This window comes from Mucilaginibacter calamicampi (assembly GCF_042676765.1).
Classification (GTDB): domain Bacteria; phylum Bacteroidota; class Bacteroidia; order Sphingobacteriales; family Sphingobacteriaceae; genus Mucilaginibacter; species Mucilaginibacter calamicampi.
In genome coordinates, this window is the sequence record NZ_JBHTHU010000018.1 from 1 (window position 1) to 20,493 (window position 20,493).

A 20,493-nucleotide genomic window follows, 5' to 3' on the forward strand; every position below is an offset into this window, starting at 1 on the left:
ACCTATCGATATGGTAACCCTAAACAACCAAAAATAAACCGCTATTCTGTCATCGAATTACTAAACCCTTACAGCAATGACAATCTTTTCTTATCGTGAGTTTTTAGTTCTATCCGCGTAAGCAAATACCTTTTGCATTAACGGCGTTGTACGGAAGCCTATATTCTGGCGTATTTTCAGCTCTTCCTGCGCTATTTGGTAAAAAACGCCGTCTATCGCTTTTTGGGTAACATAATCGGCAATATCCGGGTTAAGTTTGGTAACCAATGGTATTTTATTATAAGCATTCACAGCATCGCTATAGTAACGGGTAGCGCCAACTTTACTTATACTGGCCTGTATAACGGGTGCAAATTTACTCAACAGATCAGGCTTGGTTGTGCGTTTAAAATATTGTGTTGCGGCATCCTGGCTGCCTAACAAAATACCGGTAACATCCTGCAGGGTCATTTGCTTAACCGCGTTCACAAATATGGGCTTGGCTTGTTTGGCGGCATCTTCGGCAGCCCTGTTAAGCGACAGTATAACGTTGTCGGCCAATTTACCTAAACCTATACTGCGTAATGTACTTTCGGCTTTTCGCGCTTCCGGCGGAAATAATATTTTTATAGCAGCATTAGCAAAAAAACCATCAACTGCTGATAGCTGATTTGTACCGTTAGTTGAGCCCTGCTCAAGCGCTTGTTTTAAAGCCGATGTTATCTCCAGCGTAGTTGGCTGGCCCTGCGAGTTAATAACCGCACTGGCGGCCTGTTGAGCAACATCACAGCCTGAAAAAGGTAAGGAAATTAGCAATAACGAAAGCAGCAGGTACAGAGATCTTTTCATACCCTTAGAACGTTGAAATTGCAAAAGAGTTTTAAACCCCGAAAACGCGTAGCAGCATAAATACTGTGCCTGCTATTATAGCTGATATGGGAATGGTAATTACCCAGGCCCACATTAGCGGAATAGTAACGCCCCACCTTACAGCAGATATACGTTTGGTTAGGCCTACACCTATAATTGAGCCGGTAATGGTATGCGTTGTTGAAACAGGTATACCAAAATGCTCGGTTATTTTTAAGGTGATGGCAGCAGCGGTTTCGGCACTTACGCCTTCCAGCGAAGTGATCTTGGTGATCTTGCTACCCATGGTTTTAACGATCTTCCATCCTCCGGACATTGTACCTAAAGCAATTGCTGAGTAACAGGCCAATGGTATCCATTCAGGCATTACCGCATCTGGTAGTATAACTTTTTCAGCTACCATGGCTACGTATAATATCCCCATTACCTTTTGCGCGTCATTAGTACCGTGGGCAAAACTCAATAATGCAGATGTTGCCAGTTGTAGTATCTTAAACCAACGTTCGGCAACGGCGGGTCTGGAATTTTTGCATATCCACATTATAATAACTGTTATAATGTAGCCAATGGTTAAACCTATAATAGGGGCCAGTACTATGTACATTATTATGGTTGTAATATAATGCATATTAACAGCATCAAGCGGTGCAGCGCCCATAAACATTGCATTAGTTATTCCGGCGCCTGCAAAGCCACCTATAAGCGTATGCGACGAACTTGAAGGGATACCAAACCACCAGGTAATTAAGTTCCAGGTAATGGCAGCCGATAAGCCTGCAAGCAATACATGGATATTAACGTAGTCCATAATTACAATTTTGGCTACGGTATTGGCTACTTTATGGTCGGTAACAACAAAATAAGCTAAAAAGTTAAACGCTGCTGCCCAAACTACTGCCTGGAAAGGGGTTAACACTTTAGTTGAAACAACGGTGGCTATTGAGTTGGCCGCATCATGAAAACCGTTGGTGTAATCAAAAATTAGCGCAAGGGCAACTACAATAACTAAAAGGGTGGTAACCATTTAACTTATAAAGAATTAGGCGTTTTTAACTAAAATGGATTCCATAACGTCGGCAGCATCCTCGCACATATCAGTAGCTGTTTCTAACGCGGCGTATATTTCTTTGTATTTTATAAGGCGGATGGCATCTTTTTCGTACAGGAACAGATCGGCAACGGCGCGGTCAAACACATAGTCGGCCTGATTTTCTACGCTGTTTATACGGATGCATGAATCGGCAATGGCACGTACATTACGCAGGTCCTTTAATTCGCGCACGGCTTTTTCCAACTCGGTGGTACCTTGCAGGCACAGTTCGCAAAGTTTGCGTATATGTTCGTTGTAATCGTCAATGCGATATAGGTTCATGCGGTTGGCAGCACCTTGTATATAATCGGCTACGTCATCAACAGCGCTGGTAAGCGAGTGGATGTCTTCCCTGTCAAAAGGTGTGATAAAATTTTTGCCCAGCTCTAAAAAAACCTGGTGAGTTATCTCGTCGCCTTTGTTTTCAAGCTTATCAATTTGCTTAAACAGTTCTTCGCGTGTTGCCGGATTATTTGAGTTAACTGCCTCAACCAGTAAGGTTGACATTACAACTGCATTGTTTGCGGCTTGCTCAAATAGCGGAAAAAAGATCTTTTTATCCTTGGGGACAAAATACTGGAAGATACTGTTTAATGACATTTTAATATTATTTGGCTCAAAGGTACATTCGCAATGTTAAGTTAATGTTAACTTTTTAATATTGGTAACGCTACAAATGGTAACCCTTGCTTAATCTTCTGTAACGTAAAACCGAAAGTAGATCCTAATCCTTCGGTACTGCGCACATTAATAGTTTGTTGGTGCGCTTCTATTATGTGCTTAACAATGGCTAAACCAAGGCCAGATCCGCCTATTTGCCTTGAACGGCTTGCATCTGTGCGGAAAAAGCGTTCAAAAAGGCGTGGCAGGTATTTTTCTTCAATACCTATTCCATCATCCGTTACTTCTATCAACACGGTATCGTGCAGATCAAACAAGGTTACGGAAGTTGTGCCGTCTTCTTTACCATATTTAAAAGAGTTATCCAGTAAATTAACCAGCACCTGTGTAATTTTGTCTCTATCGGCAGTTACCATGGTGGGTTCATCATATTTCTGCTTAAAGCTTAACTTAATATTATGCTGCTTAGCCTTTAGCTCCAGGCCGTCCATTACTTCCTTTATCAGGTCGTTAATTTTAAATTTGGTATAATTAATAGGCAGCTCGCCCGATTCAAGCTTTGAGATCTCATCAAGATCCTTGATCAGGTAGCTAAGGCGATCCACATTTTTTGATGCCTTGTCTAAAAACTGGCGGGCCATTACTTTATCTTCCAGATCATCATCCTGCACGGCCTCTATATACCCTTGTATGGCAAACAAAGGTGTTTTAAACTCGTGCGAGATGTTGGATAAAAAATCGCGCCTGAATTTCTCCTGCGTTTTTAGCGCGTCTATTTCGGTTTTCTTTTGCCGGGCCCACTCCTTAACTTCTTTTTCAACATCATTAATAGGGTCGGCACTGGTATGCTCACCCAGTGCATCGCGCAGGTCGCGGCCCAGTTTAAGGTTGTGTATCAGCTTATAAATCAGAATTATTTTTGAGTAGATGTATTTTTCTATCAGATAATAAAAAACAATAAAGCTGGTAACTAATGTAGCCGCGAAGGTGATGGCCATATCATACATGTTGCGCTGAAAATAGTAATTAACTGCTGCCATGGTAACAGCAACCGCGCCCGCGTTGATCAAAATAAGTACCCTGAATTTCATAACAATAAAAGTATGAAATTACTAACGCAATAGTTTAACAGTATAATATGGAAAGGTTAAGTTTAAAACGGAACTAACAACCCAGTGATTTTTAGGTCCGTTGCAGTGTTGCAGCGCTTGTTGTAGGAGGATAAATTGTAAACGATTTATTTACAGCTATTTAACATCAAAAATGCGAAGATAGTATTATAAAATGTGAAGATGTTGGTGTTGCAAGTGTTGCAAGTTACAACATGTAATAATTACAAAATTTTAATAATCAAATAGTTGCAAAAAATGGTGTTGCAAGTGTTGCAAAGCGTTGTGTATATTCCTGCAACACCGTGTAATTACTTGTTCATCTCTACGGTAATGGTAGCGGTTACATCATTAGACAGCACCAGGCTTGAACTGCCTACGCCAAAATCAAGCCGGTTAAGCTTAAGTGTACCTGTAATGGCGGCGGTATTGCCGTTTTCTGTATAGGTAAAAGGTACGTCAAAAGGCTTGGTTTTATCTTTTATAGTGACGTTAAACCGGCCAACATAGTTCGCCCCGCTTTTGTGTTTAAACGATACCGACTTCATGGTGATATGCGGGTACCGCTGCACTTCAAAAAAGTCGGCGCTTTTTAAATGCGTATCGCGTTCATCGTTATCGGTATTAATGGTGGCAACATCTGCAGTAGCCTCAATGCTGCTGGTTTCCAGTTGGGCAGGGTTAAAGTGAATGGTAGCTTTTACACCGCCTATGGTTCCGCCCGTGTTTATGCCCAAATTCTTTATCTGAAATTTAATGCCTGACCTGGTGACTGTGGAACCACCCTGTGCAAAACCAAGGCCTACCGAAAAAATGATTATTAATGCAATTAGGGGTATTCTTTTCATATAGCTAAATAACGATATTTACTTAAGAGTAATAAGTATATACTACATCTTTTACATTTAATGAACATAGACGAAGAAGTTAAATATAAGTTTAAGCCTGTATGGTTAATTATTTTAGACTTATTGATTGTTTATTTAATTTATTGCTTTGTAGATGGATTTATTTCGTACTCAAAAATTGATGCCATCTCATTTTGGATGTTAAGTATGCTTGCGCTGACTTTGTGGCCGATCTTTAAAATTGTAAAAATTAGCTTTAGAATGTTGAAAGGGTGGCCCGCGCTTGTTATAAGTAAAGATGGGATTACTGATAACTTAAATGATTTTTCAATAAAATGGCGTGATGTATCTGAAATTTATATGACGGAAGAAGGAAGATTTGCAGGTAGCAACCTTGTTGTAAACCTTCGAGCCCCGGATTTATATTTTTGTAAAACACCAATACAAAAGATCTTTTACAAGGTCAGGAAATACTTCACCTCAGCAGATGTCGCAATTAAATTATCTTTTATAAATGGCAAAAAGGAAGATGTTATCGACTCAATAAATACTTATTGGCCTCAATCCGAGTGAGGGATACAGCATAGTTCACGCGTTAACTTCCTTATAAAACTGATCAAGGTAAACCAGCATAAAGTTGTGGCGTTGCTGCGCCAGCCGCATGCCTGTTTCTGTGTTCATTTTATCTTTAAGCAGCAGCAGCTTTTCGTAAAAATGGTTTATAGTAGGCGCGGTTGAGTTTTTGTAAGTTGCTTTATTGGTGTGGGTTTCAGGCTTAATAGCCGGATCATAAATAGCGCGGCCTTTGTGCCCGCCGTAATTAAACGCGCGCGCTATGCCTATAGCGCCCATAGCATCCAACCTGTCGGCATCCTGCACTATTTGCATTTCTATAGAGGTAAACGTAGGTTCGTCAAACGATGATTTGAACGACATATACCTTATGATGTTTTGAACGTGAGTTATTGTTGCCGAATCAACGCCAAGGCCGGGTAAAAAATCTGCCGCCAGCGCGGGGCCTTTTTCTTCATCGCCGTTGTTAAACTTGGGGTCGGCAATATCATGCAATAGCGCTGCCAGTTCAACTATTAATAAATCGGCATCTTCGGTTTCGGCTATATTCTTTGCATTGTTATAAACGCGCTCAATGTGGTGCCAGTCGTGTCCGCCCTCGGCATCTTTAAGCGTTTCTTTAACAAAAAGTACGGTTTTATTAATAATATCAGCATGCTCCATGGCTGCAATATTACGGCAATGGTTTTAAAGCGGGGTCAATTTTTTTAAATAGGCAGCTAATGTAAATTTATTAACGAAACAGCGTCGATCTCTAATATATCAGCTATCTGGAACAGGCGCTCCAACGTTATTTTAGTATAACCCAGCTCTATTTTGCTGTAAGCGTTTTGCGATATATTTAGTTTGTAGGCCAGGTATTCTTGTGTGTAGTTTTTCTTTTCTCTTGTAGCCCTAATGTTGGCGGCGATAGCCTTTATCTTTAAACCTATGGCGTTCGTCATAAAATTGTCGTATCAGTTTTTTTGCATCTACGAAAATTTTAGATGGTCAGATTTAAAAGTGTATTAATAACATTAATTTATTTGATAATTTATTACAACAGCAGGTAATAAAGTAACCATATCCAGCGGAATCTGGTTGGTAGCAAGCACCGGCTTACGCGCACGGTCAAAGTCATAAACAGCTTTTTGTAAAGATGCTCCTGCATTAGCCGGAGGGGAAAAATTCACACTAAAGGGAATTAAAAAATCGTGCGTTTTTTCTCTGAACGGAACTATCCATTTGCCATCTGATTTTTTTAGCGCCTCAATAATCGGGGTAACTAATGATACATCATCAGCGTAATAAATAATTATTTTTTTGATGGCACCGGTAGTATCAGACGTAAACTTAAAAACAGCTGTACCGGTTACTTTTCTTTTTACCATATCTGATGAAACATCAATATTATCCTTAAAGAACTTGTTCATTACATCCTTACCACCCTGAAACGGAAATGCCAGTTCCTGCTGCGCAAAGCAGGATGCAGTAATTAGGGTAGCTATAAAAAGTAAGGTTATCTTTTTCATGTTATTTTAATCCTCCGGGATATTGCTCGGGTTCTTCAGGTTGCCTCCTGGTGCCATCATACAATTCGTATGCAAGCAGGCGGCAATCTAATTTACCATTATAAAATTCTATTCTGCGTGCCGCACGTAAGCCTATTTTCTTGGCCAGATCAGGGTTGCCTGTAAATATGTAACCCTGGTAGCCCTTGCATTTCTGCTTCATAAAATCGCCCATGCGTTTGTAGGTAGCTTCCAGTTTGGTGTGCGTACCTAAACGCTCACCATATTCCGGGTTAAAAACTACTACACCCGGTTCTTCAGGCACTTCAGTGTCGGCAAAATCACAAACAGCAAAATCAATTAAATGTTCTACCCCTGCGGTGTTAGCATTCTTTTTTGCTACATCTACAGCATCAGCAGATATATCTGTAGCTATAATTTTAAATGCAATATCTTTTTTTGCTTTGTCTTTCAGTTTGCGGCGTTCCGTAAAAAACTCCTGCTCATCATAACCCATAATGTGCATAAACCCATAGTTCATTCTAAACAGGCCCGGGTGTTTTTCGGTAGCAAGCAGTGCCGCTTCAATAGCCAGCGTGCCCGACCCGCACATGGGATTAATAAAAGGACTGTTCCTATCCCAGTTGGTTGCCATAATTACCGAGGCTGCCAAAGCTTCCAACATGGGTGCCTTACCCGGAATTTTGCGATAGCCGTGTTTAGCCAAAGTTTCGCCTGATGTATCTATAAATATCTCTGCCTTATCATCCTGCCAGTAAAGGTGTATCACGGTTTTGTTGGCATCAGCACCAGAGTTTGGCCTTATGCCTTTAACAGATTTAATACGATCAACAATGGCATCTTTTACCTTAACGTTGGCAAAAAGTGGCGTTAGTATATGCTCATTATTAACATTTGATGTTACCGAGAAATATCCGCTAAAATCAATCAGCTGCTCCCATTCTATCTGTACCAGGTTATCATAAAGCTCCTGCGGATTAGCAGCTGTAAAGCTTTTTAACAGGTAGAGGATCTGGCTGCCGCAGCGTAAATTTAAGTTTAGCGGGATGGTATCGGTAACTGTACCTTTTAATTCAACGCCAGTTTGAAATACGCGAACGGGGGTAAAGCCCAGCTGCTCAACTTCTTGCTGTAAATAAGGCGACAGCCTTTTATTACAGGTTATAACTATCTTACTCTCGGTGTGGAAAACTTGCATAATAATTTGGCGAATTTATGAATTAATAAACCCTAATTTTACTTTACATCTATTAACTTTACATTTAAATTTTTTTATAAGAATGGATATTAAAGGCAAAGTACACGAAATTGGCGCTACCGCACAGGTTACCGATTCGCTAAAAAAGAGAGAACTAATTGTTGAATATGTTGAAAATCCTCAATATCCGGAATACTTAAAGTTTGAGGCAATACAAGATAGGTGCAACCTGTTAGATAGCGTTAAAGTGGGTGATGATGTAGAGGTTTTTTTTAACCTGCGTGGCCGCCCGTGGACTGATAAATCCGGTAAAAAGAGCTATTTTAACTCTATGCAGCTTTGGCGCATTAATGTGTTAAGCGGCGCCGGCAGCAGTGCAACGCCAGAGTACGCTCCACCGGCTGATATAAGCTCGGCAGCAGAAGACGATGATCTGCCGTTTTAATTGGAAAAAAGTATGAAATTAAAAAGCCTCGCAATTGCGGGGCTTTTTTGTTAAAAATTGTTAAATACCCGCCGGAAAGAATTATTTGAAATATTTTTGTGTGGGCAGTGGATTTATAAGAGCCTCTTACTGATTCGTCAATTTGAAAAGAAGAAACATACGCATTATTATTGGGCTGATGAGCTTTGCATTGCTTGGTGTTATTACCATGCAGTTGTATTTCCTGGTGCAAAGCTTTAATATGCAGTCTGAATTGTTTGACAGTACAGTTAACGGTGCGCTAAATAATGTTGTTGACAAATTAAGCAGGCATGATGCCGACAGGTTCCTGGCGAAAAAAGCTACCGGTAATTCAAATGCGCACTACCGCTTTAACGCAGAGGTTGACAATGCTGTAAGCCAACAATACGAGCCAAAAATCAAAATAATTTCAAACGATACCTTACAAAGCAGTGCTTCTATAGCCCGTAAAAAACGTATGGATTTGCTGACAGATAGCCTGCAGCGCTTAATTCTAAGTCAGAAATTCGACGAAGCGTTTTCCGGTAAACTGAAGATAAATTTCGATTTTGACAATTTTGGTAACATGCAGGGCCGTGTAACCGCGTTGCCCCAGCCTAGATCCGTTAAACCAAACGGAAAGATCAGTAAATACGATACTACTTTCATCTCGTATACAGACCCATTATACGGTCCACAGATAGTTGCGCAGCTACAACTTAATGAGTTTTGGGAAAAGGAGCAAATGCGTAAGAAAAAGGAACGCAGTATAAGGCAGGTTAAGCGAATGATCAGCGAGATGACAGAAGATTCTTTAAAGAAAGCGGCTGCTCTTGCAGGCAACGCAACCTCTATGGAAAACCTGTTGGCTGAATACCAGCGCTCCGGAGAGCCGTTAAAAAAGCGTCTTGACAAGCAATGGATAGACTCATTACTAAAATCAGAGCTGCAGGGCCGTGGGATTGACCTGGCTTATAATTACGATGTAACCAATGCCAACAACGATTCGCTGATATTTAGCAGTGTAGCTGACGGGAAAAAGCCTCAGTTTACAGCGGACAATACTTATAAAACGGCAATCTTTACAAAAGATGTTGTTAACGACCCCGGCATGCTGAAAGTTAGTTTCCCTGAAAAGAATTCATTTGTTCTGGGGCACTTAAAAGAGTCTATGGCTACCACAGCGGGGCTACTTTTTGTGTTGATATTCTGCTTTGCCTATACCTTGATGACTATTATCAGGCAGAAGAAGATATCAGAAATGAAGACTGATTTTATCAATAATATGACCCACGAGTTTAAAACTCCCGTGTCTACAATTATGATAGCCAGCGAATCATTACGCGACCCGGAAATAAGTGCCGACAGAAGCCGTATAACACGATTGGCCAATATTATTTACGAAGAGAATGCCCGCCTGGGCAGCCATATAGAACGTGTACTTAATGTTGCCCGTATTGATAAAAACGACTTTAAGCTGGAGAATAAACCGGTAAATATAAACGACCTTATAGCCATTGTTTTGGATAGCATGGAGCTTAAACTGCAAAAATGCGACGCCGATATTAAGTTAGAGTTAAGTGCAGAAAATCCTGTAATTATAGCCGATGAGCTGCATTTTTCTAACGTGCTTTATAATTTGGTAGACAATGCGATAAAGTACAGCGAAGGAAAACCCAGGATAACTATAAGCAGTTTTAATAAAACGGGGCAGGTGGTTATAAAAGTGGCCGACGAAGGCATTGGAATGAGCCGCGACCAGCAAACTAAAATTTTTGAACAGTTTTATCGTATACCAACCGGCAACGTACATAATGTTAAAGGTTTTGGTTTGGGTTTAAGCTATGTAAATACGATAGTGAAAAGGTTAAACGGATCCATAAGCGTGCGGTCTGAAAAGGATAAAGGATCAGAATTTGAATTAAAGTTTGCCACGGCCTAACCAACCTATAATAATAACACAAACTATACTAACCAAACCTTTCGGACTTGCCGGCTTTCCGGACTTCCGGACAAAATAAATCAGCATATGAAAAAAATATTACTGGTTGAAGACGATCCAAACCTGGGTCTGCTTACACAGGATTACCTGCAGCTGAAAGGCAAGTTCGATGTTGTTTTATGTGCCGACGGGGAGGAGGGTTTGCGCGCTTTTACCAAACAAAGCTTTGATCTGCTGATACTGGATGTAATGATGCCAAAGAAAGATGGGTTTACTTTGGGTAAGGATATCCGGAAAATAAATCAGGATGTGCCTATTATTTTCGCGACAGCAAAGGGCATGATCGAGGATAAAACCCAGGCCTATAACTTAGGGGGCGACGATTACATTACCAAACCCTTCCGTATTGAAGAGCTGCTGCTGCGTATTAATGCCTTATTAAAACGTGCAGAAAGTACCGGGCGCCGCGAAGACAAGCAGTCTGTTTTTAAAATAGGCGCTTATGATTTTGATTATTCGGCGCAGGTTATTGCGATAAATGGAACGCAACAGAAACTATCAACTAAGGAGGCAGAACTTTTGCGCCTGCTGTGCCTTAAACAAAACGAAGTGCTAACCCGCGAAGAGGCCCTGCTTAACATATGGCATGATGATAACTACTTTAACGGCCGCAGCATGGATGTTTTTTTAAGCAAGATCCGTAAGTATTTAAAAGACGATCCATCGGTGGAGATCATCAATGTGCATGGCAGGGGGTATAAGCTGTTGGTGAATTAAAAAGTTGTGTACAGCGACATTTTTAAAATCACTAAATTTGCACCACATGAGCCAAGCTGCTATTAAATCATTACCCGGTCGTTATTGTAACTCGTTAACAGAATACTCGCGTTTTGTTACCCGCGAAGTTTTTATAGGTGATGTGCCTATGGGCGGTAATAACCCCATCCGCATACAAAGTATGACGACTACTGATACCATGGACACTGTTGGTACGGTAGAGCAGTCTATCCGCATGATTGAGGCGGGCTGCGAATTAGTGCGAATCACAGCCCCAAGTATTAAAGAAGCGCAAAACCTGGCAGCCATAAAAAAAGAACTGCGCAGTCGCGGTTACACAGCACCACTGGTAGCCGACATCCATTTTACACCTAACGCGGCGGAAGTTGCGGCGCGTATAGTTGAGAAAGTGCGGGTAAACCCCGGTAACTATGCCGATAAAAAGAAATTTGACCAGATAGATTATACTGACCTTGAATATAAAGGCGAATTGGAGCGCATTTATCAAAAATTTGCACCACTGGTAAAGGTGTGCAAAGAGTATGGCACCGCCATGCGCATTGGCACCAACCACGGCTCTTTAAGTGATCGTATTATGAGCCGCTATGGCGATACGCCGCAAGGAATGGTAGAGTCGGCAATGGAGTTTATGCGGATGTGCGAAACACTGAATTACTATAACCTAGTGGTTTCCATGAAATCAAGCAATCCGCAGGTTATGGTGCAGGCGTATCGTTTATTGGTTGAAACCATGGTTGCCGAGGGTATGAACTATCCGCTGCATTTAGGCGTTACCGAAGCCGGCGACGGCGAAGATGGCCGGATCAAATCTGCAGTAGGCATTGGCACCTTATTGGAGGATGGCCTTGGCGATACCGTACGTGTATCCCTAACCGAAGAACCCGAAGCAGAGGCACCGGTGGCGATTGCTTTGGTTAATCGCTATGCGACGCGAAAAGCAGAAAGTGAAAAGCAGAAAGTAGCAAAAGACCATAGACCATGGACCATGGACCATGGACAAACAGCTCACAATCCCTACGAGTACAAAAAACGCCACACTTACGAAGCAAATGCTTTTATTGGCGGGCATATGGTGCCACGGGTAGTTGTAGACTTGTCAAGATCTAACCTGAAAGACCCGGCTGTTTTAAATGATGCGGGATATATCTATTCGCCGCTGTTGGATAAGTATAACATGGGCGAACAGTCTGTTGATTTTGTTTATCTGGCTGATGAGCTGCCATCATTTAACTTACCGGGCAACTTAAAACAATTATATAACTACAACACCTGGCGTAAGCTGGCAAATAAAACACTTTGCCATCCTGTTTTTACCCTGCAGGAATTTATTGGCGATGTTGACCGTTCATCCGCGTTAAACCTGGTTAGATTAAAGCCGGCTGATATCGATTCGGAAGAGTTTGGCGCGTTACCTTTCAGCAATACGTTGATATTTGTTTTAGAAACTGATGCCCTGCACGGCATGGCAGATCAACGCACCTTCTTCTTCAAAATGGAAGAGTTGGGACTGGAAGTTCCTGTCATTATTAAAAGGTCATATACTTTTGATAATTCCGACTTACAACTTACAACTCAGAACTTACAACTCTTTGCATCAACAGACTTAGGTGCACTATTAATAGATGGTTTTGTCGATGGAATATGGATTGATGCCCCTGAGGTGGATACTAAAACCATTACCTCTACAGCATTCGGAATTTTACAAGCCACCCGCTCACGCATATCAAAAACGGAATATATAAGTTGCCCAAGCTGCGGGCGTACGTTGTTTGATCTGATGGTTACCACCCAGATGATCCGCAGCCGCACCAGTCATTTAAAAGGCTTAAAAATTGGCATTATGGGCTGCATAGTTAATGGCCCCGGCGAAATGGCCGATGCAGATTATGGTTATGTAGGTTCGGGTACAGATAAGATCACACTTTATCGTGGTAAAGAAGCGGTGAAAAAGAACATCAACTCTGTCAACGCATTGGATGAACTGATAGGCATTATCCGCGAGGACGGTAACTGGATAGAGCCGGCTTAACAGTTTGCAGTTCACGGTTGGCAGTTAGCAGGCGCTCTTTACTGCGAACTGTAAACTGTCAACTACATAAACCTCCGCCACCATTCAGAATTAAACGCGCCGTTAACTTCAGTCGGTTTGCCGGGTTCGGGTACAAACAGCTCGATATTCTTTTCGCGGGCGTATTCTATCAGCAGTTCAATGGGCTCGTACCAATCGTGCAGGGCCAGGTTAAATGTGCCCCAATGTATTGGCATCATTAGTTTTCCTTTTAAGGCCTTGTGGGCATTACTTGCATGGTCTGGTCCCATGTGTATATCCGGCCAATATTTGCCGTAAGCACCAATCTCCAGCATAGTCAGGTCAAAGGGCCCATATGCTTCGCCTATCTCTTCAAACTGCGGGTGCCAGCCAGAATCGGCACCGAAATAAATTTTATGTTTTGGCCCTTTAATTATAAATGAGGACCACAAAGTCTCATTACGGTTTAATATCCCCCGCCCAGAAAAATGCCTTGCCGGGGCAGCTGTTATCACACAATCATGGCTTAGCATAACGCTGTCGCCCCAATCCATTTCACTAATGTAATTTTTTAATATTCCCCATTTTTCTAAATACTGGCCAACGCCTAATGAGCAATAAAAGGGTATTTTGCTGCCCGCAAAAAATTGAATAGTAGCGGTATCCAAATGGTCGTAATGATCGTGCGAGCAGATGATAGCATCTATTGGCGGCAGATCTTTTAAAGCTATTGGCGGTTGAAAAAAACGCTTCGGACCCATTAATTGGGTAAACGATACGCGGTTGCTCCAAACCGGATCAGTAAGTATAGTACAGCCATCTATCTCTATCAATAAACTGGAATGCCCCACCCAGGTTACCCGCAAGCCATTTTGAGGCGGTGTATTATAAACAGAAGTATCTGTTTTAAAAGGCCCCATAGTTTTTGTAGGAACCACCTCGGCCTTGTTGTTCATGTACTCCCGCATAATGGGAATCATTTTATCAAAACCTGCATCGTCTGTAGGCAGGGTATTCATGTATTTGCTGCCTTTTTTGACAGGCCTTTCTAAACTCATATTATATGTACGTAATTAAACAGACGACTGACAGCGAAAAATATTTTATTTTTTTAAAAAAGAAACAGATTCTTCAGCAAAGGCCTTCAAATCAGGCGGTAAAAAATCCTGCTGATAGGGGTGTTTACCGCCCAAAGTGTGGTCTCCATCTTTAACAACAATCAACACGGCATTAGTTTGCGCCTTTTTCAGATCCTTTGCATGGCTAACATTTACAGTTGGGTCGGCATCGCCATGCACAATTAGCCAGGGGCAATTTACCGCGGCTGCCTTTGCTATTATATCTAAACGATTGGTGTTTTTGTCCAGATCATCAAGCAAGGTACTTTTTATTGGCATTTGCTGCCCGGTGCGACTGTTATACATATATATTATGCCTTGCAGTCGCCATTGATCTTCGGCCTGTTTTGGCCAAAGATTGCGGAAACTTGCTACAGACCCTAAGGTTATCAGTTTTTTTACACGCTTATCTTCGGCCGCTTTTATAATACTTATGCCGCCGCCCATGCTGTGCCCCATAAGGTAAACGCCATTAGCGCGCGGCATTGACGGGCCGTTGCAAGCGAAATCAATCACAGTACCCAAATCATCCAACTCTATTGAAAAAGTGTTGTCGGCAAAAGCTATCAGGTCGGTAAAATCAACCGGATGATCCGGCGTGGTGCCGTTGTGCGAGAAGTTGAACTTTAAAAAACGGAAACCATTTTGCGCGAAATAATTTGCCAGCAGATTATGCGTACCCCAATCTTTAAACCCCTTAAAGCCATGCGCAAAAATTATAAGCGGCGCGGCCTTGTTGGCATCGTCATAAGTCAGATCGGCAAGCATACCGCGGCCCTTAGCGCCGGGCAGGGTAAAGGTTTCTTTTTTTATCATAACTAAAACTCAACTTCCTTTCCTTCAACGTCTGATGCCTTAACAACTACGGTATCTGCAAAAAGGTCGCCAAGACGTTGATGTTTTGGAGTTTTTAATATGCAGATCAAAGCGGGTAATCCATAAATAAAAATATCAATAGGGTCACACATTCGTCTTTTAAAAGCATCTGTAAACCCTGGTTTTTGACAGTTTGTTTTATAGACCTTTAGTTTACAAATATCATGGCCGGGGGTAGCTTGATTGGTAGCTTCAGTTACCACAAAATATATTGTCCAAAATATTGGTATCAACAAAGCGGGCCATCCGTAAACAACATATTTCCCATTTCCTTGATTTTCACCCATCGCATAAAGAAATACGTAATACAACACAAAAAATATAATGTAATCTATCAATGTAGCTATTATGCGCAGTTTGAGGTAGGGCTTCGTATGTACGGTATAAAACTTCATTGCCTTTAAATTATGAGGGGGAATCAGGAGTTTAAAAGTAGCAAATTTAAAGCACTTTGTTATCCTTTGTATGCCACCATGCCCATGCTATTAAAACCGGTTGCAAGGCTAATCGCAGCCAGGCAAGGAGCAAAGTTACAGTTGTATTGCCAACTTTAAACGGCGCATCTGTTATCATAGTGATGTGCACCGGTAAAAAGGCCAAGAGCATTAAAACTATCCCCCAGGCGGCTAATTTCCGGGTAATTTTGAATGCTAAACCCAGCCCGAATAATATTTCAAATATACCTGCCGCTGCATTCATAAATTGTGGGTAAGGTATGTAATGCGGAATGATAGCGATATAAAACTCAGGCACCCTAAAATGATTGATACCTGCAGCTATGTAGCCAATTATCAGCAAGATTAAACTTATCTTTTTTGTGACAGTCATAAGCCTATCAACGTTTTATATTGTATTTCAGTTGTTTACGAATTCGATTTCGGGCTATTTATATACATTCTAAATACTCCGGTATGACAAAGTGTTGACAGAGGTTGTGCTACAGGATATTATTTTTGTTGGGTTAATTTTAAACTTGCTTTGAAGTATTTAAAGGTAATAGCTTTTACGCATAAACAGATTGAGCTGAAGGAGTTGGGCAAGCTGGTTATTTGTCAGGAAAACCTGGCCGATAAACTGCATGAGGTAAAAGCTGAATTCGGTATATCCGAAATATTTTACCTGGCCACCTGCAACCGTGTTGAGTTTGTTATGCTTACCCCGCAAACGGTTGACAAAGCATTTGCCGCAAAATTTATTGACAAGCTTAACATTGGCCTTTGCTCGCACTATATGGGCACCTTTGTTGATGCCGCTTTGATATACGAAGACAAGGAAGCGCTTAACCACTTGCTCAGAACTTCATGTTCTTTAGAGAGTTTGGTTGTGGGCGAAAAAGAGATCCTTGCGCAACTGCGTAAAGCTTATGAGCAGTGTCGCGAGGTGGGCCTAACCGGCGATGGTATGCGAATGTTTATGGCTTGTGTCGTCAAAACCGCTAAAGAGGTTTACACCAATACCAACATTTCAAAAAACCCCATCTCGGTTGTATCACTGGCTTACCGTAAGCTTAACAACCTTAAACTCTGCTCCAATGCGCGAATCCTCATCATCGGCGCAGGCGAAACCAACCAAAACATTTCAAAATACCTTCAAAAGCACAAGTTTTCTAACTTCGCGGTGTTTAACCGCACTTTGGCAAAAGCCCAGAAACTGGCTGCTGATCTGAACGGTGAAGCTTTTGATCTGGATGCTTTAAAAAGCTATAACAAAGGGTTTGATGTAATAATCACCTGCACATCTGCAGTTGAGCCCATTATTACCCCGGAAATATATACCTCACTATTAAACGGCGAAACTACCCGCAAAACCATTGTGGATCTGGCCATTCCTAACGATACCGCTCCGGAAGTATTGGAGCAGTTCCCGGTAAATTTTATAGAAGTGCACTCGCTTAGCGAGGTAGCTAAACGCAACCTGCAGGAACGCTACCAGGAGCTGGTGCATGCCGAAGCTATTATTGAGGATAACATGTGCGAGTTTTTGCAGCAGCTTAAACAACGCCGTGTTGAACTGGCCATGCGTTGCGTTCCCGAAAAGATCAAAGAGATCCGCAATACTGCCATCAACAGTGTTTTTGCTGATGAAGTGCAGGGCATGGACGAGCAATCTCGTGAGGTGCTGGAGCGCGTTATCAACTACATGGAGAAAAAATATATCAGCGTACCAATGGTAATGGCTAAGGATATATTGATCAACGGTAATTAAAACCGCTTTCTTCCCTTAACGTTTTTAATATCTCATCTGTTGTCATTTCGAAGAAGCGAAGAAATGGCATAAGGCCGGGGGCGACGAGAAATCTTTTCAAAGCGGCTAAGGCATTATATACTCGAAAAGATTTCTCCTCACTCACCAGCTCAACCCCGTGCTGTTCGTCGAAATGACAATACGGCTTTACCGCCCCCCCCCCAATTTATTTGCCTTTAATGCCCACCAAACTGCCCTACCCTGTAATTACCTCCGGGCGTACGGAAAGCGACATTAAGACGATTAAAAGTGTTAATGGTAGTTATTGCTAAAGTAAGGTCTACCAGTTCTGTTTCTGTAAAATGTTTAACGGCATGGTTAAAAACCTCGTCGGGCACATCACAATTGGTAAGTTTTGTAACGGCTTCTGCCCAAGCCAGCGCGGCACGTTCCTTATCAGTATACACAAGCGCTTCGCGCCAGGCGGATATCATATAAAGCCGTTGCTCGGTTTCACCGTTCGCACGCAGGTCTTTAGCGTGCATGTCAAGGCAAAAAGCGCAGCCGTTAATTTGCGATACCCTGAAGTAGAGCAAGTGCAAAAGATTATCATCAAGTGCTGTTTTTGCTAAATAGGCACGTATGCCATATAGTGCCTGCAAAGCACCCGGTGCTTTTTGAAAAGCATTAATTCGTTGTTCCATTATATTCTGTTATTTTATTTATATGCCATTAACGACCGGCATAAACAGAATTGGACAATCGAGTCTTACTTAATCACTTTAAGCTATACTTACTCTCCTTTTAAACTTTTTACAGGATTGGCCAAAGCCGCTTTTACCGATTGTATGCTTATAGTGGCAAGCGCCACTATCGCGGCTATACCTCCCGCAAAAACAAAAACCCAAATGTTTATATTGATCTTATAAGCAAAGTCCTGTAACCATTTATCCATAACAAGCCAGGCAATGGGGCAGGCAATAAGCGCGGCTATTGCAACAAGCCGCATCAAATCTGTTGATAACAACTGTACAATACTGGCTACGCTTGCACCTAATGTTTTGCGGATGCCTATTTCTTTAACACGTTGCTCTGTAGAAAACGTTACAAGGCCAAATAAACCTAAACAGGCAATGCTTACAGCAAGCACGGTGAATGTTAGTAATATAGTGCCTTGCTTTTGCTCGGTTTGGTATTGGGCGGCGAAATTTTGATCAAGGAAATGGAATTCGGGTTTGTTTTCGTTATCAAATTTGTCAAATACCTGCGTTATATAGTTTAAAGATGCCTGCGTATTTCCGCTCCTTATCCTAACATACAGATTGTCCTTGTCGCCGGCCGTAGTGGGCATATTTAATACCATAGGTGATATTTTATGCTGAAGTGAATAGGTGTTAAAATCTTTAACTACACCTATTATAGTTTGCGTTATCACATTCCCTTTTTCATCTACTCCGGTGCGTACTTGTTTGCCTACGGCGTTGGTCCAGCCCAGTTCTTTAACCAGGGTTTCGTTTACAATAATGGCATTAGTTATATCCGTTGAATTGCCTGCCGAAAAATTTCGACCTGCTGCCATTTTTATCTGAAGGGTGGGGATAAAATCGGCATCAATAATTAAGTTCTGTACTATTTTTGATCCTGAAGTTGTTTTGCCATCTGCCCCCAGGTTAAAATCTCCGCCGCCTATGTTGTTGTTGCCAATGGGGTTTCCGGCTACACCTACACTTTCAATATTGGGGTTTTGCAATAGCTGTTGCTTTAGCGCGTCTGTTTGGCCGCGTACATTGCGGTTATTAATATGGAAAGTAAGGGTTTGCGCTTTATTAAAGCCCAGATCCTTATTTGAAAAATAGTTAAGCTGTTTGTAGATGATAACCGAACCGGATATCATTATAATCGTAATAACAAACTGGAAGGTAACCAACGATTTGCGGAAAATAATTGTAGAGATCTGGTTGCCCAACTGCCCCTTCATCGCAGGTATTGTTTTAAATCCCGACAGGAATAAAGCCGGATAAATACCGCACAGAATACCCGTAAACAATGCAAAAACAGCAAATAATGTTATGGTTTTTACTGCGCCAAATTGCAGCAATACCAATGTTTTACCCGATAAATGATTAAAGTAGGGTAGTGCGAAATAGATAAGCGCTAAGGCTGTAATAGTGGCTATAAAAGTTAATACAATGCACTCAACAAAAAATAATAACATTAATTGCTGCCTGCCCGAGCCAATAACTTTACGTACCGCAACCTCCTTAATGCGGATAGATGACCGCGCAGTAGTTAGATTAACGTAATTTATAATAGCTATAACCAGTATAAGTAACGCGGTTATGCTAAACACATACACATAGGTAATATTACCGTTTGCTCCAAACTCGTAGCCTAAGTTAGAGTGTAAATGTATATCAGTAAGCGGCTGCAATTCAAGCTTAAAGTTCATAGGGCCTAAATAGGCCTTAATATGGCGGTTAAAAAAATCTCCACCCATGGCTTCAATCTGTTTATTATCGCCGGGATTTTTTAAAAGCACATAAGTGTACAGGCCCGAGTTTCCCCAGTTTCCAGTAGCGCCGTTATCACCAGCCGGCATACTGCGCAACGCCTTAAACGTAAAATGCGAGTTTAAGGGCGCATCTGCTATTACCCCTGTAACCGTGGTGGCGTTGCCGTCTATCTGTATCAGTTGGTTTAGTGCCGTTTCGGCCCGGCCAAATATGGTTTCGGCCAGGGATTTTGTTAATACAATACTTTGTGGTTTTTGTAAAGCTGTATTACCATCGCCATATAAAAATTGATGTGTAAAAACATTAAAGAAGGCGGCATCAGTAAATAACATGTTTCCCTCGTTAATTTTTTTATCGCTGTACGTAATATTACCGCCGCCCTCGGCATTTATACGTATGGCTTCTTCTACCTGCGCAAAATCTGCTTTTAAGGTTGGTGCGTATGGCGCAGAGGTAATTGCCAAATCAAATTTACCACCGTTCCACTGCCCATGCTGCACCACGCGGAATATCCGTGCGGCTTTGGTATTATATCGGTCATAGCTCCACTCATCAGTAACATATAGTGTGATAAGCCAAAATGCCGCAATACCCACGGCAAGGCCAAAGATGTTTATAAAAGAAAATGATCTTTGCTTTTTGATATTTCGGAAGGCTACCTTAAAATAATTCTTCAGCATGTCTGTAATTTTTATTTCATAGGGATAAAATACGCGCCGTTTTTATAAATAGCTAACTAACAGTATTTTATGTAAAAATTTAGTTGATCTGCTGTTCGTAACTGATACA

The 20,493-nt window shown here is 41.6% G+C and carries 21 protein-coding genes; 6 read left to right on the forward strand and 15 right to left on the reverse strand.

Features of this window, described 5'->3' with window-relative positions; translation table 11 throughout:
• Positions 1-90: 90 nt before the first annotated feature.
• From ACFQZS_RS13335 to ACFQZS_RS13355, 5 genes are all read right to left on the reverse strand, one after another.
• A complete protein-coding gene (locus tag ACFQZS_RS13335) occupies positions 91-828 on the reverse strand; it encodes a DUF4197 domain-containing protein (RefSeq protein ID WP_377101012.1) in 738 nt (245 codons plus the stop codon).
• A gap of 31 nt (positions 829-859) precedes the next feature.
• Complete coding sequence (locus ACFQZS_RS13340) at positions 860-1,873, reverse strand: inorganic phosphate transporter (protein ID WP_377101014.1); 1,014 nt, start codon at positions 1,871-1,873, stop codon at positions 860-862.
• 15 nt (positions 1,874-1,888) lie between these two features.
• Positions 1,889-2,539 (reverse strand): DUF47 domain-containing protein, encoded by a 651-nt coding sequence (locus ACFQZS_RS13345; protein WP_377101016.1) that lies wholly within the window; start codon positions 2,537-2,539, stop codon positions 1,889-1,891.
• A gap of 47 nt (positions 2,540-2,586) precedes the next feature.
• Complete coding sequence (locus tag ACFQZS_RS13350; RefSeq protein ID WP_377101018.1) at positions 2,587-3,651, reverse strand: sensor histidine kinase; 1,065 nt, start codon at positions 3,649-3,651, stop codon at positions 2,587-2,589.
• Between the two features lie 329 nt (positions 3,652-3,980).
• A complete protein-coding gene (locus ACFQZS_RS13355; protein WP_377101023.1) occupies positions 3,981-4,517 on the reverse strand; it encodes a YceI family protein in 537 nt (178 codons plus the stop codon).
• Positions 4,518-4,577: 60 nt separating this feature from the next.
• On the opposite strand from ACFQZS_RS13355, the gene ACFQZS_RS13360 reads away from it, so the two are divergent.
• Positions 4,578-5,090, forward strand: a complete 513-nt coding sequence (locus ACFQZS_RS13360) for an STM3941 family protein (RefSeq protein ID WP_377101025.1) — start codon at positions 4,578-4,580, stop codon at positions 5,088-5,090.
• A 15-nt stretch (positions 5,091-5,105) separates the two neighbouring features.
• Here the strand turns inward: ACFQZS_RS13360 and ACFQZS_RS13365 are convergent, their stop codons facing one another.
• The 4 genes from ACFQZS_RS13365 to ACFQZS_RS13380 all read right to left on the reverse strand — a co-directional run bounded on the left by ACFQZS_RS13365 (position 5,106) and on the right by ACFQZS_RS13380 (position 7,799).
• Entirely contained in the window at positions 5,106-5,753 is a 648-nt protein-coding gene (locus ACFQZS_RS13365; RefSeq protein WP_377101026.1) for an HD domain-containing protein, read from the reverse strand.
• A 56-nt stretch (positions 5,754-5,809) separates the two neighbouring features.
• Complete coding sequence (locus tag ACFQZS_RS13370; RefSeq protein ID WP_377101028.1) at positions 5,810-6,034, reverse strand: helix-turn-helix domain-containing protein; 225 nt, start codon at positions 6,032-6,034, stop codon at positions 5,810-5,812.
• A gap of 72 nt (positions 6,035-6,106) precedes the next feature.
• Positions 6,107-6,601, reverse strand: coding sequence for a hypothetical protein (locus tag ACFQZS_RS13375; protein ID WP_377101030.1), 495 nt, complete (start codon positions 6,599-6,601; stop codon positions 6,107-6,109).
• A 1-nt stretch (position 6,602) separates the two neighbouring features.
• Positions 6,603-7,799: a THUMP domain-containing class I SAM-dependent RNA methyltransferase gene (locus ACFQZS_RS13380; RefSeq protein WP_377101032.1), complete on the reverse strand. Its 1,197-nt coding sequence runs from the start codon at positions 7,797-7,799 to the stop codon at positions 6,603-6,605.
• Between the two features lie 82 nt (positions 7,800-7,881).
• On the opposite strand from ACFQZS_RS13380, the gene ACFQZS_RS13385 reads away from it, so the two are divergent.
• The 4 genes from ACFQZS_RS13385 to ispG all read left to right on the forward strand — a co-directional run bounded on the left by ACFQZS_RS13385 (position 7,882) and on the right by ispG (position 13,013).
• Entirely contained in the window at positions 7,882-8,244 is a 363-nt protein-coding gene (locus tag ACFQZS_RS13385) for a DUF3127 domain-containing protein (RefSeq protein WP_377101034.1), read from the forward strand.
• 142 nt (positions 8,245-8,386) lie between these two features.
• Complete coding sequence (locus tag ACFQZS_RS13390; RefSeq protein ID WP_377101036.1) at positions 8,387-10,186, forward strand: sensor histidine kinase; 1,800 nt, start codon at positions 8,387-8,389, stop codon at positions 10,184-10,186.
• Between the two features lie 87 nt (positions 10,187-10,273).
• Positions 10,274-10,963 carry a response regulator transcription factor gene (locus ACFQZS_RS13395; RefSeq protein ID WP_377101037.1) on the forward strand — a complete coding sequence of 230 codons (690 nt, stop codon included), beginning with the start codon at positions 10,274-10,276 and terminating at the stop codon, positions 10,961-10,963.
• A gap of 46 nt (positions 10,964-11,009) precedes the next feature.
• Positions 11,010-13,013, forward strand: coding sequence for a (E)-4-hydroxy-3-methylbut-2-enyl-diphosphate synthase (gene ispG, locus ACFQZS_RS13400; protein WP_377101039.1), 2,004 nt, complete (start codon positions 11,010-11,012; stop codon positions 13,011-13,013).
• Between the two features lie 62 nt (positions 13,014-13,075).
• Here ispG and ACFQZS_RS13405 read toward each other — a convergent pair whose 3' ends face one another.
• From ACFQZS_RS13405 to ACFQZS_RS13420, 4 genes are read right to left on the reverse strand one after another with little or no spacing between them, the layout of a single operon-like run.
• The gene (locus ACFQZS_RS13405; protein ID WP_377101041.1) at positions 13,076-14,071 is read right to left on the reverse strand and encodes an MBL fold metallo-hydrolase; all 996 of its coding nucleotides are present in this window, start codon (positions 14,069-14,071) and stop codon (positions 13,076-13,078) included.
• Between the two features lie 45 nt (positions 14,072-14,116).
• Entirely contained in the window at positions 14,117-14,947 is an 831-nt protein-coding gene (locus ACFQZS_RS13410) for an alpha/beta hydrolase family protein (RefSeq protein WP_377101043.1), read from the reverse strand.
• A 2-nt stretch (positions 14,948-14,949) separates the two neighbouring features.
• Positions 14,950-15,402 (reverse strand): RDD family protein, encoded by a 453-nt coding sequence (locus ACFQZS_RS13415; RefSeq protein ID WP_377101045.1) that lies wholly within the window; start codon positions 15,400-15,402, stop codon positions 14,950-14,952.
• Between the two features lie 46 nt (positions 15,403-15,448).
• Positions 15,449-15,835: a DoxX family protein gene (locus tag ACFQZS_RS13420; protein ID WP_377101047.1), complete on the reverse strand. Its 387-nt coding sequence runs from the start codon at positions 15,833-15,835 to the stop codon at positions 15,449-15,451.
• A 150-nt stretch (positions 15,836-15,985) separates the two neighbouring features.
• On the opposite strand from ACFQZS_RS13420, the gene hemA reads away from it, so the two are divergent.
• The gene (gene hemA, locus ACFQZS_RS13425) at positions 15,986-17,212 is read left to right on the forward strand and encodes a glutamyl-tRNA reductase (protein WP_377101049.1); all 1,227 of its coding nucleotides are present in this window, start codon (positions 15,986-15,988) and stop codon (positions 17,210-17,212) included.
• 215 nt (positions 17,213-17,427) lie between these two features.
• On the opposite strand, the gene ACFQZS_RS13430 is transcribed toward hemA, so the two are convergent.
• Both ACFQZS_RS13430 and ACFQZS_RS13435 read right to left on the reverse strand, forming a co-directional pair.
• A complete protein-coding gene (locus ACFQZS_RS13430) occupies positions 17,428-17,895 on the reverse strand; it encodes a carboxymuconolactone decarboxylase family protein (protein ID WP_377101051.1) in 468 nt (155 codons plus the stop codon).
• Between the two features lie 89 nt (positions 17,896-17,984).
• Positions 17,985-20,384, reverse strand: coding sequence for an ABC transporter permease (locus tag ACFQZS_RS13435; RefSeq protein ID WP_377101052.1), 2,400 nt, complete (start codon positions 20,382-20,384; stop codon positions 17,985-17,987).
• Positions 20,385-20,493 lie beyond the last annotated feature (109 nt).

Excerpts from the sequence above, each read along its gene's own strand:
- ACFQZS_RS13335 (WP_377101012.1), bottom strand. The coding sequence starts at position 828 with ATGAAAAGATCTCTGTACCTGCTGCTTTCGTTATTGCTAATTTCCTTA.
- ACFQZS_RS13340 (WP_377101014.1), bottom strand. The coding sequence starts at position 1,873 with ATGGTTACCACCCTTTTAGTTATTGTAGTTGCCCTTGCGCTAATTTTT.
- ACFQZS_RS13345 (WP_377101016.1), bottom strand. The coding sequence starts at position 2,539 with ATGTCATTAAACAGTATCTTCCAGTATTTTGTCCCCAAGGATAAAAAG.
- ACFQZS_RS13350 (WP_377101018.1), bottom strand. The coding sequence starts at position 3,651 with ATGAAATTCAGGGTACTTATTTTGATCAACGCGGGCGCGGTTGCTGTT.
- ACFQZS_RS13355 (WP_377101023.1), bottom strand. The coding sequence starts at position 4,517 with ATGAAAAGAATACCCCTAATTGCATTAATAATCATTTTTTCGGTAGGC.
- ACFQZS_RS13360 (WP_377101025.1), top strand. The coding sequence starts at position 4,578 with ATGAACATAGACGAAGAAGTTAAATATAAGTTTAAGCCTGTATGGTTA.
- ACFQZS_RS13365 (WP_377101026.1), bottom strand. The coding sequence starts at position 5,753 with ATGGAGCATGCTGATATTATTAATAAAACCGTACTTTTTGTTAAAGAA.
- ACFQZS_RS13370 (WP_377101028.1), bottom strand. The coding sequence starts at position 6,034 with ATGACGAACGCCATAGGTTTAAAGATAAAGGCTATCGCCGCCAACATT.
- ACFQZS_RS13375 (WP_377101030.1), bottom strand. The coding sequence starts at position 6,601 with ATGAAAAAGATAACCTTACTTTTTATAGCTACCCTAATTACTGCATCC.
- ACFQZS_RS13380 (WP_377101032.1), bottom strand. The coding sequence starts at position 7,799 with ATGCAAGTTTTCCACACCGAGAGTAAGATAGTTATAACCTGTAATAAA.
- ACFQZS_RS13385 (WP_377101034.1), top strand. The coding sequence starts at position 7,882 with ATGGATATTAAAGGCAAAGTACACGAAATTGGCGCTACCGCACAGGTT.
- ACFQZS_RS13395 (WP_377101037.1), top strand. The coding sequence starts at position 10,274 with ATGAAAAAAATATTACTGGTTGAAGACGATCCAAACCTGGGTCTGCTT.
- ispG (WP_377101039.1), top strand. The coding sequence starts at position 11,010 with ATGAGCCAAGCTGCTATTAAATCATTACCCGGTCGTTATTGTAACTCG.
- ACFQZS_RS13405 (WP_377101041.1), bottom strand. The coding sequence starts at position 14,071 with ATGAGTTTAGAAAGGCCTGTCAAAAAAGGCAGCAAATACATGAATACC.
- ACFQZS_RS13410 (WP_377101043.1), bottom strand. The coding sequence starts at position 14,947 with ATGATAAAAAAAGAAACCTTTACCCTGCCCGGCGCTAAGGGCCGCGGT.
- ACFQZS_RS13415 (WP_377101045.1), bottom strand. The coding sequence starts at position 15,402 with ATGAAGTTTTATACCGTACATACGAAGCCCTACCTCAAACTGCGCATA.
- ACFQZS_RS13420 (WP_377101047.1), bottom strand. The coding sequence starts at position 15,835 with ATGACTGTCACAAAAAAGATAAGTTTAATCTTGCTGATAATTGGCTAC.
- ACFQZS_RS13430 (WP_377101051.1), bottom strand. The coding sequence starts at position 17,895 with ATGGAACAACGAATTAATGCTTTTCAAAAAGCACCGGGTGCTTTGCAG.
- ACFQZS_RS13435 (WP_377101052.1), bottom strand. The coding sequence starts at position 20,384 with ATGCTGAAGAATTATTTTAAGGTAGCCTTCCGAAATATCAAAAAGCAA.